We start from the raw sequence: 17184 nt of genomic DNA on the forward strand, positions 1-17184 counted from the left end.
AGGATACGCATGACGCAGGCCAAACCCGATCTGCTTTCGCTCGCGACGCGCTTCGCGCAGTTGCCCGATGCGCAGCGCAAGGTGTTCGTCGCGCGACTCGCTGATGCAGGCATCGACTTTCGCACGCTGCCGATTCCGCCGCGCACGCGAGGCGATGCGTGCGAAGCGAGCGTGCCGGCATCGTTCGCGCAGACGCGTCTGTGGCTGCATGCGCGCATGATCGACGAGCCCGCGGCGTATCACATCACCGAGCGCCTTCAGCTCGATGGCGCACTCGATGCGAATGCGCTGCGCCTTTCATGCGATGCGTTGATCGCGCGTCACGAAGCGCTGCGTACGACGTTCAGCGAGGGCGCGGACGGCGTGCTGCAAACCGTGCACGCGCCCATGCGCTGTCCGTGGCATTCGGTGAATCTCGAGCATCTTCCGGTCGCCGAGCGTGAGGCACGCGCCACGGCGCTCGCGCTCACCGATGAATCGCGTCCCTTCGATCTCGCTCACGCCCCGCTCGTGCGCGCGCATCTGATCAGACTCGATGCGAACACGCACTGGCTTTCTCTGACGACGCATCACATCGTGTCGGACGGGTGGTCCGCCGATATCGCGCTTGCCGAGCTTGCTTCGTTCTATCGCGCGTATGCGTGCGGCGAAGCGGTGTCAGTCGGGCCGTTGTCCATTCAATACGCGGATTTCGCGCTTTGGCAGCGGCGCTGGCTCGATGCGGGCGAGCGCGAACGTCAACTGGACTTCTGGCGCGCACGGCTCGACCCATCGCGCGACGTATTGATGCTGTCCGGCGCGGCAGCGCGTCCCGGCGAGCGCAGCGCGCGCGGTGCGCGCCATTTTTTCACGCTCGATGCAGCGCTTGCGGCGCGATTGCGCGTCATCGCAAGCGAATATCGCGCGACGCCTTTCGCCGTTTTGCTCGCCGCGTTGAGCGCGCTCTTCGCGCGCGCATCGGGCGAGGCGCATATACAAATCGGCGTGCCCGCGGCGAACCGCGAGCGTGCTGAAACGGCAGGACTGGTCGGCTTCTTCGTCAACACGCTGACGCTCGCTTCGCGCGTCGATGCAACGCAGTCGTTCTCGATGCTCGTCGATACAACGCAAGCCGCGCTCGTCGATGCGCAGTCGCATCAGGATGTGCCGTTCGAGCAGGTCGTGGAAGCGCTCGGCGTCGTGCGCAGTGCGAGTCATCATCCGTTGTTTCAGGTCATGGCGGCATATGGCGCGCGCCGCATGTTGCCTTCGTTCGCCGATGTGCGCGTGACCGAATTGCCTTCGGGCGCGCCGTTCGCGAAGTTCGATCTGACCGCGAACTTCGAGGAACGCGCGGACGGATCGCTTGCGGCCGCTTTCGTCTACGCGCTCGATCTCTTCGAAGCCGATGCCATTGAACGCCTCGCGCGCCGCTTCGTCGAGTTGTTGAGCAATGCACTCGACGCACCGCCAACGCTCGTCGGCGATCTGCAATGGTTGCCGCAAGACGAACGCATGCAGCTCGACGCATGGAATCGCCATGCGCCTGAACATGCGCCCGAATTCGTCTCGGTGCATGAACGTATCGCACGCCATGCGCGTGCGCGACCGGATGCGCGCGGCGTCGCGGATATGGAGCGCGCCTTCACGCGCAGCGAAGTGGATGCACGCGCGACGCGCATCGCGCAGCGTCTCATCGATGCGGGCGTGCGCGCTGAAATGCGCGTGGGCGTCGCGTTGAGCCGTTCGGTCGATCTGCTCGTCGGCCTGATCGCGGCGCTCAAGTCGGGCGGCGCATTCGTGCCGCTCGATCCGAGTCATCCGCGCGAACGTCTCGCGCAGATTCTCGACGATGCGCGCATCGAGCACATCATCACCGAGCGCGCGAGCATCGATGCGTTGCCCCTTCCAGCGAGCGCACGCGTCCTGCTTCTCGACGATGAAACCCTCTACGCCGACGATGCAACATCGCGCATCGCATTGCCCGATGTCGTCGCGGAGCAAGCGGCGTATGCGATCTACACATCGGGTTCGACGGGCAAGCCCAAGGGCGTGATCGTCGATCACGGATCGTTCGCGCGCCATTGCGTCGCCATCGCGCAACGTTATGGCGCGACCGAGCGCGACACGTTCATGCTGTTCCAGTCGGTTAATTTCGACGGCGCGCACGAAGGCTGGTTCTCGCAGTACATCAGCGGCGCGGGGGTCGCGATCACCACCGATACGCTATGGCCACCCGCGCTGACCTGCAAGCTCATGCGCAAAGAGGGCGTGACGATGACCTACGTGCCGCCCGGTTGCGCGACGCAGCTTGCGGAATGGGCGCTCGTGCACGGCGCGCCGCCGACGTTGAAGTCGATCACGGTGGGCGGCGAAGCGACATCGCGTGAAGCCTTCGCGTTGATGCGCCGCGCGTTTCCTAATGCGCGCATCGTCAACGGATATGGTCCGACGGAGACCGTCATCACGCCGATGCTGTGGATGTTCAATCCCGGCGACGATCCCGCGAAGCTCGCGGATTGCGCCTATCTTCCGATCGGCACGCTTGTCGGCGCGCGCACCGCGCATGTGCTCGATGAGCGCTCGAATCCGCTGCCCGTCGGTGTGATCGGCGAACTGTATCTCGGCGGCGAAGGCGTGGGCGTCGCGCGCGGCTATCTCGATCGTCCTGCATTGACTGCCGAGCGCTTCGTGCCCGATCCGTATGGCGAGCCGGGCGCGCGTCTGTATCGCACCGGCGATCTCGTGCGGCGTCGCGCCGATGGCGTGTTCGATTTCATCGGCCGCGTCGATCATCAGGTGAAGCTGCGCGGCTTGCGTATCGAACTCGGCGAGATCGAAGCGCAACTCGCCGCACACGACGATGTGCGCGAAGCGTGCGCGGTCGTGCGTGGCAAGGGCGCGCACGCCGCGCTCGTTGCCTATGTCGAATTGAAAGCCGATGCACGCGAACGCGCCGCGCTGGGCCGCGCCGCCGATGCCGTCGAACTCGATGCGCATCTGCGCCGCACGCTGCCCGATTACATGGTGCCGGCGCATATTGTCGTGCTCGATGCGTTGCCGCGCAACGCAAACAGCAAGGTCGATCGTGCGGTGCTTCCCGAACCGCCGAAGAAGGAGCGCATCCACGAAGCGCCCGCTGCGGGCACGGAAGCCGCGCTCGCCAAGATCTGGCGCGACGTGCTCGATGTCGAACGCGTGGGCCGCGGCGATCACTTCTTCGAACTGGGCGGGCATTCGCTCGCCGCCGTGCGTGTGGTGACGCGCATCGCCGAAATGCTCGGGCGCGATGTGCCCGTGCGCGCATTGTTCGAAACGCCGGTGTTGTCGCAGTACGCAAAACGCGTGTTGCAGGCGGGGCTGTGCGAGGGCGCATCCGATGCAGGCCAAAGCGTATTCGAGGCCGACGAACACGGCGTGTGGCCGCTTTCCGCGGCGCAACTCGGCCTCTGGTTCTTATGGCGCGCGCAGCCGAAAAGCGCCGCATACAACATTCCGGTCGCGTTGCGGCTGCACGGATCGCTCGATTCCGATGCGTTGCGCGAAGCGCTTGCGCAAGCCGCCGCGCGTCATCCGGCGTTGCGCACACGACTGGTCGAACGCGATGGCGCGTTGCCGGGTCAGCGCATCGTGCCGATGTGGCGCTTCGAGTTGCCTGTGATCGATGTCGCCGGCAGCATCGACGAAGCGAAGCGCATCACCGATGAAGACGCGCTCACGCCGTTCGATCTCGCCAGTGCGAAGCAACTCTGGCGCGCGCGTCTCGTGCGTCTCGCCGATGACGATCATGTGCTCTCGCTCGTCGTGCATCACATCGTCTCCGATGGCACTTCGATCGATCTCTGGCTCGACGATATCCGCGCAACGTATGTCGCTTTGCGCAAGGGCGCATCGGTTGCAAAGCGCGCATCGAATGCGCTGGTGTTGCCTTCATCGGCGACGGGCGCGCGGCTCGCGTACTGGCGCGATGCGCTGAAGGATCTGACGGCGATTGCATTGCCCGCGCCGTCAGCGGGCCGTATCGAGAATCCGCAATGGCTCGCGAGCCGCATCGGATTCGATCTCGATGATGCGCTCATCGAACGCGCCCGCGCGCTCGCCGTGGAATGCCATGCCACGCTGCCGATGCTGCTGCACGCCGCACTCAACGCGGCGTTGCATCGCGTGACCGGCGTGCGCGATCAGCCGGTCGGCGTGCTCGCATCGACACGCGAATCGACGGGCGACAGCGCGCGCGATGCACTCGGACTCTTCATCAACGCAGTCGTCGTGCGCACCCGCATGACGCATGACGATACGCCCGCGACCTTGCTCGCGACCGTGCGCGATGCGGCGCTCGCCGCCTACGCACACGCCGACGTGCCGTTTGCCGATGTCGTGTCCGCGTTGAACGCGCAGCGTTCCGGCGCGGGCAATCCGCTATTCCAGGTGATGTTCAACTATCTGCGCCCCGCCGCGATGGCGACGCGCGACTGGGCCGGCCTCGCGATCGAAGGTTTCGACGATGTGCGTCATCGCGTCGTGTTCGACCTCGAACTGGACGTGACGGAGTATCCGGATGGCCGCGTGAGTTGCGCGTTCTCTTATGCGAACGAGCGCGTGGATGGGGCGTTCGTCGAAACGCTCGTTACTCGTTTTCTCGCGACTGTAGAGCTGTTTGCGCACGCGCCGCACGAAGTATTCGACTCATGCGACGCCGCGTTCGAAAAGACTGAAGGACTCGCGGCATCGATGGCATCGGATGAAGAGACCGATGAAGCGCGAGCGCTCGCGAGCCTATGGAGCGAACTCTTCGACGGCCAGACGCCCGCGCTGCACGACGATCTCTTCGCGGCGGGCGCGACGTCGTTCGCGGTCGTGCGCTTCGTCGATGCGGCGCGCAAAGCGGGCTTCGACATCGTTATTCATGACGTTTTCGCCACGCCGCATTTCGCAGGCCTCGGCGCGACGCTCGCACGCCGCGTCTCGCTTGCATCGATCAATGACATCTGAGAGACACAGGGAAATGAAAAAAGAAACCGTATTCGATCTGATCGGCGTGGGCTTTGGGCCGTCGAATCTGTCGCTTGCCGTGCGTCTTGCCGAAGAGCGCGGCGCGTCGAACATGACGCATTGCTATATCGAACGGCAAGCGGAATTCGGCTGGCATCGCGACATGCTGCTCGACGATTGCCGTATGCAGATTTCCTTCCTGAAGGATCTCGTCACGCAGCGCGATCCGACGAGCCGCTTCACGTTCATCAACTATCTGTTCGAGCGCGGACGTCTGAACGAATTCGTGAACCTGAAGAACTTCTATCCGACGCGCGTCGAGTTTCACGACTATCTGAGCTGGGTCGCGCAAGCCTTCGATGATCGCGTGCATTACGGGCAGAGCGTGACGGCGATCGAACCCGTGCTCGAAGCGAATGGCGATGTGAGCGCGCTGCGCGTCGTATCGCAGGAAGCGGATGGGCGCGAGTGGCGTCGCGTGACGAAGGCATTGTCGGTCGGCGTCGGCGGCGCGGCGCGTGTGCCTGAGCCGTTCGCATCGCTCGGGCCGCATAACGTGATTCATTCGTCGGCGTATCTGAGTTCGATCGAGCGCGTCGCGGGCGATGGTCGCAACGGCAAGAAGCGCATCGCGATCATCGGTGCGGGGCAGAGCGCGGCCGAAGTTTTCGCCGATGTCACGCGGCGTTTTCCGCATGTCGATGCGACGCTCGTGATTCGCGCGAGCGCGCTCAAACCGGCCGACGATACGCCCTTCGTCAACGAGATCTTCAGTCCGGAGTTCACCGATATCGTCTTTGCGCAATCGGAAGATGGGCGGCGCTCGCTGATCGAGCGTTTCCGCGATACGAATTACGCGGTCGTCGATCGTCCGTTGATCGAGCAGATCTACGAAATGCTCTATTTGCAGAAGGTTTCCGATGAAGCGCGACATCGTTTGCTGGCGAATACGCTCATCGAAAATGCGGCGCGTCGCGCGAATGGCGAGATCGAGTTGACGATGCGCGACGTGCTGACAGGTCACGCGCGCGCCGAGCGCTTCGATGCGCTCGTGCTCGCGACGGGTTATCGGCGCGACACGCATCTCGCGCTGCTCGACGGCCTTGCGCCGCATCTGGGCGGCGCGCTCGCGCAGCGCAATGTCGGCCGCGATTATCGGCTTGTCACGCCTTCGAACTTCAGGCCGCGCATCTATTTGCAAGGCTGCTGCGAAGACAGCCACGGTCTTTCCGATACCTTGCTTTCGGTGTTGGCCGTGCGCTCGGACGAGATCGCGGCATCGCTTGCCGATGCCGGACAGGAACACGCCGTGAAGCAAGCGGCGGAGACGAGCGGCAGCCGCATGGCCGTCGCGCTTTGACGACTATTACTGGCGATGTTTGAAACGAGCGGCAATCAATGACGAAGCTAAAACTGGTCTACATCATGTCCTTGCGCAACGCGGCGGCGGATCGCGCGGGACAGCATATCGAATACAAGGGCGGCACGCGGTATATGAAGTCGCCGCTGGAGTATCTCGTCGAGCAACTCAATGGATCGCCGTTGGGCGATCTCTATTCGCTCGAAGGCGTGATCTACGACGATGACGAAGGCTTGCCGCGGGATCGCGAAAAACTGGCTGGCTATGGTTTTCGTTATGCGCCGGGAGGGCAGTGGATTCATCCGCCGGAGCTCGCGGTGCGGGGCGTGCCGGTGACGAGTCTTCTTCATGCGATTCCTTCTTCTTATCGACGGTTGGCTTTGGATGCGGTGAGCGAGCGGGCGGCGCAGAAGAGCGCGTTCGAGAAGCGTTTGCTGGAGAAGCTGCGTGCGCTCGATGCGGACTTCGTCGTGCTCGACGGGCTGCTCGTGATTCTCGATGAACTCGTTCGGCCCGGTGCGGAATATTGCCGGCGTATTGCGAATATTCATCCTGGGATTACGCGGCTTGGTTCGCCGTTTGAACGGCGAGGGGCTTATGCGACGCTCGATGCCTTGCATGGGGCGCGTGGCGAGCGCGTAGTCGATTGGAACGCGATGCGCGTTGAACCGGCGCCGGTGATCGACCGGACAGGCGCTTCGTTTCATTACGTCGATAACGGGATCGATTCTGGTGAAGTCATCTTTGATGTGCTTGGCACTAGCATCGATCCTTTAGATTCCATTCTCGAACTGCGCTGGAATAATTTTCAGCGGAGTCTGTTTCCTGCTTTGGACGGCGGGCTGCTTGCTATGGCCGGGGTGTTGGCGCCGGATCCCGATTACGTGTCGGTTTGTTAGCGTTGCCCCTTTGCGGGGCGGCACCTACTTTCTTTGCTGTAGTCGCCGGATCCCGTATTCGTGTCGGTCTATTAGCGTTGCCCCTGTGCGGGGCGGCACCTACTTTCTTTGCTGCTGCAAAGAAAGTAGGCAAAGAAAGCAGCTTTTCAGGCCCGCGGTCACACGCAATTTGGGTAGTTCTCTCGTCGCAGATGGCACTCGCCTAAAGAGTGCCCTCATCACAATAACGGGGCTTGGCTCGCGCACGGTCTGCCGCCCAATAACTTCGAGGGCGCTGGTTCAGCACGAAACAGCATCGGCACAGCGCTACGCGCTGCCGCCGGGTATGCAAGGGACACCAAAGGGCGGCGATTGCAGTGAGATTGAGACGTTAGTAGCGAAGCACACGCAGACCCGATTGACCGGTCGGCCGCGAAGCGGGCTGGAGCTATTTGGTGCTGAACCAGTTTGGTGTGTGGTGCGATGAGACGGACCGTGCGCGATCCAAGCCCGGTTGGGCCTATGAGGGCACTCGTTAGGCAGCCCACGATGGACGAGAGGACTACCCAAATTGCGTGTGACCGCGGGCGTATCAGTAGCTGCTTTCTTTGCTTACTTTCTTTGCAGCAGCAAAGAAAGTGAGTGCCGCCCCGCACAGGGGCAGTGCTAATAGACCGACACGATTACAGGATTCCACGAAAGCACAAGCGAAACCAGAAGCGAAAGCCGAATACTTGAAGCAAATCCGGAGACTCACCGATGAATATACGTTTCGATCCCGAAGTAGCGGCGACTGTCGAACAATCGCCTGACCGCACGCTGACAGCGTGTCACACCGACGCGTTACTGACGGCCCTATGCGAAATCTACTGCAACGACCCTGAGCGCCGCACGGCAACGATCGCACTTCCACACGTTTCCAACGAAGCCCACCGCACAAGAACCTTCGTCGCGCAAGCGCGAAACGAGAACCTGATCGACATCGCACAGCAGCACGAAGATCACCTTCTCCTGACGACATCACGCAAAACGTTCTGGCAAATCGCGCGCCCATGGCTCAAGGCGCCCGCATCGAGCGACACGCTGCTGCGCTATACGCAAACCAACGGCGTCACACATCCGCAAAGACCAACGAACGCCGAAGGCACGATCTACGAACGTCACTTCCCGCAGATCGACATGACCTTCAGCCTGCGCACAGCTGACCCCGACCCCGATTCCGAAGTCTTCAGCGAATGGATGAATCTCGATCGCGTCGCATACTTCTGGGATCAGCGCGGCACGCGCGCCGAACACGCCGCTTATCTCGCGGAACGCCGCGAAGATCCGCACATGCATCCGATGATCGGCTATTTCGACGACAAGCCCTTCGGCTACTTCGAGTTCTATTGGGCGAAAGAAGATCGCCTGGGCCCGTTCTATGATGCAGGCGACTTCGATCGCGGGCTGCATCTGCTGATCGGCGATGCGCAATTCCAGAGCGCAGGCAAGCTCAAGGCATGGTGGAGCGGCGTGCTGCACTACATGTTCATCGACGATCCGCGCACGGAACGCCTCGTTGGTGAACCGCGCGTCGATCATGTGCGGCATATCGCTTACATGCATCGCATGGGCTTTTATACGCTGAAGGAATTCGACTTTCCGCACAAGCGCGCCGCGCTCACCGTGATGGAACGCGAAAAGTTCTTCGACGATTTTCGCTTTTGACCGGCGTCGAGGGAAAGTTGTACCGGTAACAGCGCGCTCTTATACTGACGTCACCGCGCTGCCTCCGACCCTAACTTTCCCTCAGACACCCATGCCCCTCATCAACTACATCACGCAGATTCAATTCGATTTCGGCGCGGTGCGCCTGCTTGCGGGCGAGTGCGAACGCATCGGCATTCATCGTCCGCTGATCGTGACCGATGCCGGCATCCGCGCGGCCGGCCTGCTCGACAAGGTGCTCGACGCGCTCGGTTCATCGTCGGCCGTACCCGTGTTCGATTCGACGCCGCCCAATCCGAACGAAGCCGCCGTGCGCGAAGCCGTCGCGATGTATAAGGAGAATCAATGCGACGGCGTGATCGCGGCGGGCGGCGGTTCATCGATCGATCTCGCGAAGGGCGTGGCCGTGTGCGCGACGCACGACGGTCCGCTACAAGGCTTCGCGGTCATCGAAGGCGGCCTCGCGCGCATCACGGCGAAGACAGCGCCCGTCATCGCCATTCCGACGACCGCGGGCACCGGCAGCGAAGTGGGCCGCGGCGCGATCCTGATTCTCGACGATGGCCGCAAGGTCGGCGTGATCTCGCCGCACGTCGTGCCGAAGGTCGCGATCTGCGATCCGGAACTGACGCTCGGCCTGCCGCCGATGCTTACCGCCGCGACCGGCATGGATGCCATCGCGCATTGCCTCGAAACGTTCATGGCGCCCGCGTTCAACGCACCCGCCGATGGCATCGCGCTCGACGGATTGTGGCGCGCGTGGCGGCACATCGAGCGCGCGACGCGGGACGGCTCCGATCGCACCGCGCGCTGGAACATGATGAGCGCATCGATGCAGGGCGCGCTCGCGTTCCAGAAGGGCCTCGGTTGCGTGCATAGCCTGAGCCACTCGCTCGGCGGCATCAATCCGAAACTGCATCACGGCACGCTCAACGCAATCTTTTTGCCGGCGGTGATCGCGTTCAACAGCACCGCGCCGACGATGCGCGAAGAAGGCAAGCTCGACCGCATCGCGCAGGCAATGGGCCTGAGGTCCGGCGATGAAGTCGGCGGTGCGCTGCGCTCGATGACCGCGACGCTCGCCCTGCCACGCGGCCTCGCTGAACTCGGCGTGACGCGCGAGATGTTTCCGCGCATCATCGCGGGCGCGCTCAAGGATCACAGTCATAAGACGAATCCGCGCGAGGCGTCGAGCGCGGATTACGAGGCGATGCTCGAAACGTCGATGTGAAAAGGGCCGGAGCGCAACGACAGTAACGGCGCGTGATTTGCGGCATTGCAACAGTGAGATAGGGGAAAACCCTTAAGTCTGTTACAATGTCGCAAAGTTTGAGGAACAAATCATGCGCCGCCGCTACGAAGTGCTCGAAAAAATCGCTTTCGCCTTGCTTACGCTTTCCGCTGTCATGGACGCCAGCTACATCACCTGGGAAAAACATCCGAATTTCCGCGAAAACGTCACGGAGATCGTGAAGATCAGCGCCGATCTGTCTTTGGCGAACCCGGGTGTAGGCGATTCGACGCCGCTCGTCCCGATGGCGTTCAACTAAGTTTCGGTTTTACCCGGCGCGACACTCGTCGCGCCTTCTGCGTCAAGCCACATACAGGTTATTCGGCCCGCCGCCGCACGGCGTGCGCCGGCTGCTTTATGCTGGCGGCTTTCCATGCCGTCGCCGTCCAGCATGTCCACCGCTCTCCAATCGAACGCCGCCTTCGGCGATCAACTCCGCAGCTTCGCTCGCGCGATGGGACAGATCGTCCTTCAGCGCAACGCCGCGACCGGCGCGCTGCTGTTCCTCGCGGTGCTGAGCGCGAGTCCGCGCCTCGCGTGCGGCCTTCTGATCGGCACGCTGACGGGCAATGTCATCAGCGTGATCGTCGAAAACGACGACGCACCCGCGTTCCGCGACGATCTCTACGGTTTCAACGGCGCGCTCGCGGCGCTCGCCGCATTCACGTTTCTCGACGATGCATCGCGCGCCGCGGCCGTCGCGATCGTCGCGGCGATGTTCGCCACTTTCCTCGCCAACGTGCTTTCGCGCGTGCTCTCGCGCTACCGGTTGCCGATCTTCTCCAGCCCCGCCATCATCGTGACGTGGTGCTGGCTGCCGCTTTTGACCGAGCGCGGCGACACGGGCGCGATTCCCCAAGTCGCCGCCGGTTTCATTCCAATGCTTCAGGCCGCGTTCGCGGGTCTCGCGCCGATCACCTTCGCGACCGGCGCGCTCGCCGGCGCGCTGATCGCGGCGGGATTGTTCGCGTCGCGGCCCGCGCAGGCGGGCTGGGCGCTCGCGGGCAGTGCGCTCGGCGCCATGTTGCACGCACTCGGCGGTGCAAGCGATGCCGTCGTGCTCTCGGGCGCGTGCGGCTTCAATGCGGCGCTTGCGGCGCTCGCGGCCGCGAAGCTCGGCACGCGTTATGCGCTCGTCGCGATCGTCGCGGCGGTGCTGATCGAGCGCCTGATCGATTGCATCGGCATCGCTGCGTTGACCGCGCCGTTCGTGCTTGCCTCCTGGGCGGTGATTCTGCTCGAGCGGCGTCTGTCCGGATCATCCAAACAAGGAGACTCGCATGTCGTTCACCCACACGCCTGAGCGCAGGATCGCGGAAAGCGGGCCGCGATCGGCAGCCGAACAGGCCACGCGCGTCGATCTCGCGGCCGCGTATCGGCTGGTCGCGCTCAACGGCTGGGACGATGTCGTCTACACGCACATTTCCGCGAGCGTGCCGGGCGAGCCGGGGCGCTTTCTCATCAATCCGTTCGGGCTTTCGTTCGATGAAGTCACGGCGAGCAATCTCGTGAAGATCGATATCGACGGCAACGTGATCGGCGAGCGCGCGCATCCGGTGAACGCGACGGGCTTCACGCTGCACGGCGCCGTCCATGCCGCGCGGGAGGACGCCGTGTGCGTGATGCATCTTCACGTGCGCGAGGCGATCGCGGTATCGACGCAACCGCACGGCCTGCTGCCCGCATCGCAACACGCGATGCGCTTTCATGGACATCTCGCGTATCACGATTACGAAGGGCTCGCGTTCTCGCCGGCGGAAGGCGAGCGGCTCGTAAAAAGTCTCGGCGCGCATCGTGCGATGTTGCTGCGCAATCATGGACCGCTCACGCTCGGGCGCACGATCGCCGAGGCTTATGTGCTGATGGATATGCTCGTCAAGGCATGCGATATTCAGCTTCGCGCGCTTGCGGGCGTGGGCAAGATGATCGTGCCGACGCCGGAAGTCGTCACGCGCACCGCGGCGCAACTGCATGACGATGACGCCGTCGAAGGCGCGCTCGAATGGCCGGCGCTATTGCGCAAGCTCGATCGCATCGACGCGTCGTATCGCGACTAATACCGCTTTCAAAAGGAGATCAACGCAATGCCGACATTCAACATTCAACTGTTCGAAGGCCGCACGGTGGAAGAGAAGCGCAAGTTCGTCGAAGCGATCACGCGCACGACGTGCGAAACGCTCGGCTGCGAGCCGGGCTCGGTGGACATCATTCTGACGGACGTGAAACGCGAGAACTGGGCGACCGCGGGCAAACTCTGGTCGGAGCAGTGAAAGACAGCGCGCGCACGCCGATTCGTGCGCGCGCTTTGACCGTTACATCGATTCCTTCGCGGCGAGACGGAACTTGTGCAGCAGCGGTTCCGTATAGCCGCTCGGTTGCGTGCGTCCTTCGAAGACGAGCGCGCACGCGGCCTTGAATGCGAACGAACTGTCGAACGCGGGCGACATCGGGCGATAGTACGGATCGGCTTCATTCTGCTTGTCGACGACGGCGGCCATGCGTTCGAGCGTCGCGCGAACCTGCTCTTCCGTGACGATGCCGTGACGCAGCCAGTTCGCGATATGCTGGCTCGAAATGCGCAGCGTCGCGCGGTCTTCCATCAGGCCGACATCGTGAATGTCCGGCACCTTCGAGCAACCGACGCCCTGATCGACCCAGCGCACCACATAACCCAGAATGCCCTGCGCGTTGTTTTCGATTTCGTTCCTGATGTCGTCTTCCGACCATGACGGCTTGTCGACGACGGGAATCGTCAGCAAGCCATCGAGCAACTCGTTCTTCTGACTTTCGTAGTCGACGCTTTCGAGTTCCTGCTGAACCTGTTGCACGTCGACCATGTGATAGTGCAGCGCGTGCAGCGTGGCCGCGGTGGGCGAGGGCACCCATGCGGTGTTGGCGCCTGCCTTCGGATGCGCGATCTTCTGTTCGAGCATCGCGTGCATCAGATCGGGCATCGCCCACATGCCCTTGCCGATCTGCGCGCGACCGCGCAAGCCGGTGTTCAGGCCGACGAGCACATTGCTGCGTTCGTACGCGGCAATCCACTTAGAGGACTTCATGTCGCCCTTGCGCATCATCGGGCCGGCTTCCATCGACGAATGCATTTCGTCGCCGGTGCGGTCGAGGAAGCCCGTATTGATGAATGCGACGCGCGCGCCCGCCGCCGCGATACACGCCTTGAGGTTCACGCTCGTGCGTCGCTCTTCGTCCATGATGCCCATCTTGATCGTGTGACGCGGCAGGCCGAGCAGGTCTTCGACGCGCGTGAAGAGCTCGTCCGCGAACGCCACTTCGGCGGGGCCGTGCATCTTCGGCTTCACGATATAGATCGACCCCGTGCGCGAGTTCATCTTGTTCTTGAGATCGTGCATCGAGCCGAGCACGGTCATCACCGCATCGAGGATGCCTTCGGGAATCTCGTTGCCATCTCGGTCGAGCACCGCGGGATTCGTCATCAGATGGCCGACGTTGCGCACGAACAGCAGCGAACGTCCGTGCAGCTTGACGGTTCCGCCGTTCGGCGCGGCGTACTCGCGGTCCGGGTTCATCGCGCGCGTGAAGGTCTTGCCGTTCTTCGTGACCTGCTCGGCGAGATTGCCTTGCATCAGGCCGAGCCAGTTGCGATAGAGCTGCGTCTTGTCGGCGGCATCGACGGCCGCGACCGAATCTTCGCAATCGATGATCGTGCTCACGGCCGCTTCCATCAGCACATCCTTCACGTGCGCCGCATCGGTCTTGCCGATGAAGTTGTCCGCGTCGATCTGAATCTCGAAGTGCAGGTCGTTGTGCTTGAGCAGAATCGCGGACGGCTCTTTCGCGTCGCCCTGAAAGCCCGCGAACTGCTCGGCGTTCGCAAGGCCGGTCTTGCCGCCGTCCTTCAGCGTGACGACGAGCTTGCCTTGCTCGACGCTGTATTTGGTCGCGTCGGCGTGCGAGCCGTGATCGAGCGGGGCGTTGTCGTCGAGGAACGCGCGCGCATAGGCGATCACTTTCGCGCCGCGCTTCGGATTGAACTGCGCCGCGCGCTCGGCGCCGTCGTTTTCGTCGATGGCATCGGTGCCGTAGAGCGCATCGTAGAGGCTGCCCCAACGCGCGTTGGCCGCGTTGAGCGCATAGCGCAGATTCGACAGCGGCACGACGAGTTGCGGGCCGGCCTGCTCGGCGATTTCGCGATCGACATTGGCGGTGCTGGCCTTCACATGCGCGGGCGCGGGCACGATATAGCCGATCTCTTCGAGAAACTTGCGATAGGCGCGTAGATCGCGCACGGGGCCGGGGTTGCTGCGATGCCAGTTGTCGAGCTCGGTCTGGAGGCGGTCGCGTTCGGCGAGCAGTGCGCGGTTCTTCGGCGCGAGATCGTGAACGATGGCATCGAATCCCTTCCAGAAGGACGCGCTATCGACGCCCGTGCCGGGGATGGCTTCTTCGTCGACGAACTTCGCGAGATTCGCGTCGACCTGCAGGCCGTGTTGTTTGATCATGTCGTTCATGGGCACTCCGGCTGAGATGGCTGCTACACAGGGGTTTGGGGAATGGGCTGGTGCCTATGGTAGCGCGTCTTGGGGGAGGGGCGAAGCGTGGGGGAGGTGCAATGCGCGTGCCTGGACGGGCCGCCCGTTTAGCGTCCCGTGAGGGCGGGGTAGCCGTCGACGGATAGCGTTCTCAGTGCATCGGCCCGGCCTCGCGCAAACAAACCGCGCGAAAAACCGGGCCGCTCGAACAGCGCGACGAGACCGACGCTACGCCTTCAACAAATCCTCGATCATCACCGGCAGCTTTCGCACACGCACGCCCGTCGCGTGATACACGGCACCCGTAATCGCCGCCGCGATGCCCGCCAGCCCGATCTCCGCGATGCCGCGCGCGCCCAGTTCGTTGAAGACCGTATCGGGATAATCGAGAAACGTGACGTCCATCTTCGGCGTGTCGGCATTGGTCGCGACGACGTAATCCGCGAGGCTGCTGTTCACCGGCGCGCCGCTTCGCTCGTCGTATACCGTGTGCTCGAAAAGCGCCATGCCGACGCCCATCACGACCGCGCCTTCGATCTGATTACGCCCCGCGCGCGGATTCAGGATCTTGCCCGCATCGATCACGGTCACGACGCGGCTCACGCGCAGACGCGCGGTCGCCGGCTCCCACGTCACCTCGGCGAAATGCGCGCCATACGAATGGATCGACCAGTCCTTCTTGAGCGGATCGTCGAAGCCGCCTTTCGCGCTGCCGCTGCCCGATGCCGCATGCAGTTTCGCCGCGTCGAGAATGCGCGCGAACGGCACGCCGCTTTCCGGCGCTTCGTTCTTGCGATGCACATGTCCGTTGCTCATCGCAAGCTCGTCGGCCTTCGCGCCCGCGAATGGCGATCCCTCGATCTTCGCGGCGCGCGCCAGCAGCGTCTTGATCGCCTCGCGCACCGCATCCGATACCGCCGGAATCACCGATGCCGTCGCCGCCGATCCGCCCGAAACAGGACCGAGCGGCAGCGCCGTATCGCCGAGGCCGACTTCGATCTTGTCGAGCGGGATGCCCGTATGTTCCGCGACGATCTGCGCGAGGATCGTGTACGTGCCCGTGCCGATATCCTGCGTGCCGCACGCGACGCGCGCGGTGCCGTCCGCACGAAGATCGACCGTCGCGTCCGCCGAGAAGCGCAGCCCCGGCCAACTGCACGCGCCCACGCCCCAGCCGAGCGTGAGGCCGTCGCGCTTCATCGAGCCTACGTCCGGCGTGCGCTTCGACCAGCCGAATTTCTCCGCACCGGTCTTCAGGCATTCGACGAAATGCCGCGACGAAAACGGCAAGCCGCTGCTTTCATCCACTTCGGGCTCGTTGCGCAGGCGCAGTTCGACCGGATCCATCTTCAACGCAATGGCCAGCTCGTCCATCGCCGATTCGAGCGCGAAGAGGCCGGGCACCGCGCCGGGTCCGCGCATCGACGTCGGCGAGCCGACATTGCGTTTCACCGTGCCGCCCGTCACGCGCAGATTGGGCGTGCTGTACATCGAAGGCGTCGCTTCGCCGCAATCTTCCGTGTAATCGTCGGCGATGGCCGCGTGATTCACGAAGTCATGCCGTAGCGACACGAGCTTGCCGTCCTGCGTCGCGGCGAGCCGCACGCGCTGCTGCGTGGTCGGCCTGTGCCCGACGTTCTGGAACATCATCTTGCGCGAGAGCACGAGCTTGACCGGGCGCTCCAGTTGGCGCGTCGCGGCCGCGGCGAGCAGCGAATGCGGCCACATCCACAGCTTGCCGCCGAAGCCCGAGCCGAGATAGCGCGAAATCACGCGCACTTTCTCTTTCGGCAGGCCCATCATCTGCATCAGCGTGCCCTGATGATTCGCGACCGCCTGGCTCGTTTCGTAGAAGGTGTAGCTCTCGCCGTTCCAGTGCGCGATGGTCGCGTGCAGCTCGATCGGATTATGCGTTTCGACGGGCGTCACGTACGTTTCATCGATCTTCACGGGCGCATCGTCGAACGCCTTGTCGGGATCGCCGCGTTCGCTGTGCGTGTCGAGCTTGTCGCCGGCATCGAGCTTTGCGCTCACATCGTGCGGCGTCTTGTCGTAACTGACCTTGACCGCGGCAGCCGCGGCGCTTGCCGCTTCGAACGTCTCCGCAACGACGAGCGCGACATACTGCCCGTAATAGCGAATGATGTCGTCTTCGAAAGGCGGACGGTTTTCATCGACGTAGCCGGTATCGATCGAGTTGCCGGCGATGCGATAGAAGCGGCCGATATTGCCGCGATGAAGAATCAGCTTCACGCCGGGCATCGCTTGCGCGGCGGCGAATTCGAGCGACGTGATCCTGCCGCTCGCGATGGTGCTGCCGACCGGCACGGCATGGAGCATGCCGGGCAGATCGACGTCGGTCGTATAGGTCGCGCGGCCGCAAACCTTCAGCGGTCCGTCGATGCGCGACTGAGGCCGTCCGATGAATGCGGACGGTTTGATATCGGGCGCCGTGGACATGTCGCG

Annotated in this window: 11 protein-coding genes; 9 read left to right on the forward strand and 2 right to left on the reverse strand. The window is 63.3% G+C overall.

All coding sequences use genetic code 11. From position 1 onward, the window contains the following. The first annotated feature begins 9 nt into the window (after window positions 1-9). From NCS03_RS24980 to NCS03_RS25020, 9 genes are all read left to right on the forward strand, one after another. The gene (locus NCS03_RS24980; protein WP_250530016.1) at window positions 10-4971 is read left to right on the forward strand and encodes a non-ribosomal peptide synthetase; all 4962 of its coding nucleotides are present in this window, start codon (window positions 10-12) and stop codon (window positions 4969-4971) included. A 13-nt stretch (window positions 4972-4984) separates the two neighbouring features. Next, on the forward strand, window positions 4985-6331 hold the full coding sequence (locus NCS03_RS24985) for a lysine N(6)-hydroxylase/L-ornithine N(5)-oxygenase family protein (protein WP_250530017.1): 1347 nt from the start codon (window positions 4985-4987) through the stop codon (window positions 6329-6331). 38 nt (window positions 6332-6369) lie between these two features. Then, on the forward strand, window positions 6370-7230 hold the full coding sequence (locus tag NCS03_RS24990) for a formyl transferase (protein WP_250441331.1): 861 nt from the start codon (window positions 6370-6372) through the stop codon (window positions 7228-7230). A 738-nt stretch (window positions 7231-7968) separates the two neighbouring features. Further along, a complete protein-coding gene (locus tag NCS03_RS24995; protein WP_250530018.1) occupies window positions 7969-8916 on the forward strand; it encodes a GNAT family N-acetyltransferase in 948 nt (315 codons plus the stop codon). Between the two features lie 91 nt (window positions 8917-9007). Beyond that, window positions 9008-10147, forward strand: a complete 1140-nt coding sequence (gbd, locus tag NCS03_RS25000; RefSeq protein WP_250530019.1) for a 4-hydroxybutyrate dehydrogenase — start codon at window positions 9008-9010, stop codon at window positions 10145-10147. Window positions 10148-10259: 112 nt separating this feature from the next. Beyond that, on the forward strand, window positions 10260-10466 hold the full coding sequence (locus NCS03_RS25005) for a hypothetical protein (RefSeq protein ID WP_008347655.1): 207 nt from the start codon (window positions 10260-10262) through the stop codon (window positions 10464-10466). 132 nt (window positions 10467-10598) lie between these two features. Further along, window positions 10599-11510, forward strand: a complete 912-nt coding sequence (locus tag NCS03_RS25010; RefSeq protein WP_250530020.1) for an urea transporter — start codon at window positions 10599-10601, stop codon at window positions 11508-11510. Then, the gene (locus NCS03_RS25015) at window positions 11488-12264 is read left to right on the forward strand and encodes a class II aldolase/adducin family protein (protein WP_250530021.1); all 777 of its coding nucleotides are present in this window, start codon (window positions 11488-11490) and stop codon (window positions 12262-12264) included. The genes NCS03_RS25010 and NCS03_RS25015 overlap by 23 nt, the downstream gene beginning before the upstream one ends. 27 nt (window positions 12265-12291) lie before the next feature. Continuing rightward, on the forward strand, window positions 12292-12477 hold the full coding sequence (locus NCS03_RS25020) for a 4-oxalocrotonate tautomerase (RefSeq protein WP_008347661.1): 186 nt from the start codon (window positions 12292-12294) through the stop codon (window positions 12475-12477). A 42-nt stretch (window positions 12478-12519) separates the two neighbouring features. Here the strand turns inward: NCS03_RS25020 and NCS03_RS25025 are convergent, their stop codons facing one another. Both NCS03_RS25025 and NCS03_RS25030 read right to left on the reverse strand, forming a co-directional pair. Further along, a complete protein-coding gene (locus NCS03_RS25025; protein ID WP_250440863.1) occupies window positions 12520-14697 on the reverse strand; it encodes a malate synthase G in 2178 nt (725 codons plus the stop codon). Between the two features lie 249 nt (window positions 14698-14946). Further along, window positions 14947-17178 (reverse strand): xanthine dehydrogenase family protein molybdopterin-binding subunit, encoded by a 2232-nt coding sequence (locus NCS03_RS25030; protein ID WP_008347664.1) that lies wholly within the window; start codon window positions 17176-17178, stop codon window positions 14947-14949. Window positions 17179-17184 lie beyond the last annotated feature (6 nt).

The organism is Caballeronia sp. ATUFL_F1_KS4A, from assembly GCF_023630905.1.
Taxonomy (GTDB): domain Bacteria; phylum Pseudomonadota; class Gammaproteobacteria; order Burkholderiales; family Burkholderiaceae; genus Caballeronia; species Caballeronia zhejiangensis.

Bases quoted from the DNA above. Each gene is read 5' to 3' on its own strand.
- NCS03_RS24980 (WP_250530016.1), top strand. From the start codon at position 10: ATGACGCAGGCCAAACCCGATCTGCTTTCGCTCGCGACGCGCTTCGCG.
- NCS03_RS24985 (WP_250530017.1), top strand. From the start codon at position 4,985: ATGAAAAAAGAAACCGTATTCGATCTGATCGGCGTGGGCTTTGGGCCG.
- NCS03_RS24990 (WP_250441331.1), top strand. From the start codon at position 6,370: ATGACGAAGCTAAAACTGGTCTACATCATGTCCTTGCGCAACGCGGCG.
- NCS03_RS24995 (WP_250530018.1), top strand. From the start codon at position 7,969: ATGAATATACGTTTCGATCCCGAAGTAGCGGCGACTGTCGAACAATCG.
- gbd (WP_250530019.1), top strand. From the start codon at position 9,008: ATGCCCCTCATCAACTACATCACGCAGATTCAATTCGATTTCGGCGCG.
- NCS03_RS25005 (WP_008347655.1), top strand. From the start codon at position 10,260: ATGCGCCGCCGCTACGAAGTGCTCGAAAAAATCGCTTTCGCCTTGCTT.
- NCS03_RS25010 (WP_250530020.1), top strand. From the start codon at position 10,599: ATGTCCACCGCTCTCCAATCGAACGCCGCCTTCGGCGATCAACTCCGC.
- NCS03_RS25015 (WP_250530021.1), top strand. From the start codon at position 11,488: ATGTCGTTCACCCACACGCCTGAGCGCAGGATCGCGGAAAGCGGGCCG.
- NCS03_RS25020 (WP_008347661.1), top strand. From the start codon at position 12,292: ATGCCGACATTCAACATTCAACTGTTCGAAGGCCGCACGGTGGAAGAG.
- NCS03_RS25025 (WP_250440863.1), bottom strand. From the start codon at position 14,697: ATGAACGACATGATCAAACAACACGGCCTGCAGGTCGACGCGAATCTC.
- NCS03_RS25030 (WP_008347664.1), bottom strand. From the start codon at position 17,178: ATGTCCACGGCGCCCGATATCAAACCGTCCGCATTCATCGGACGGCCT.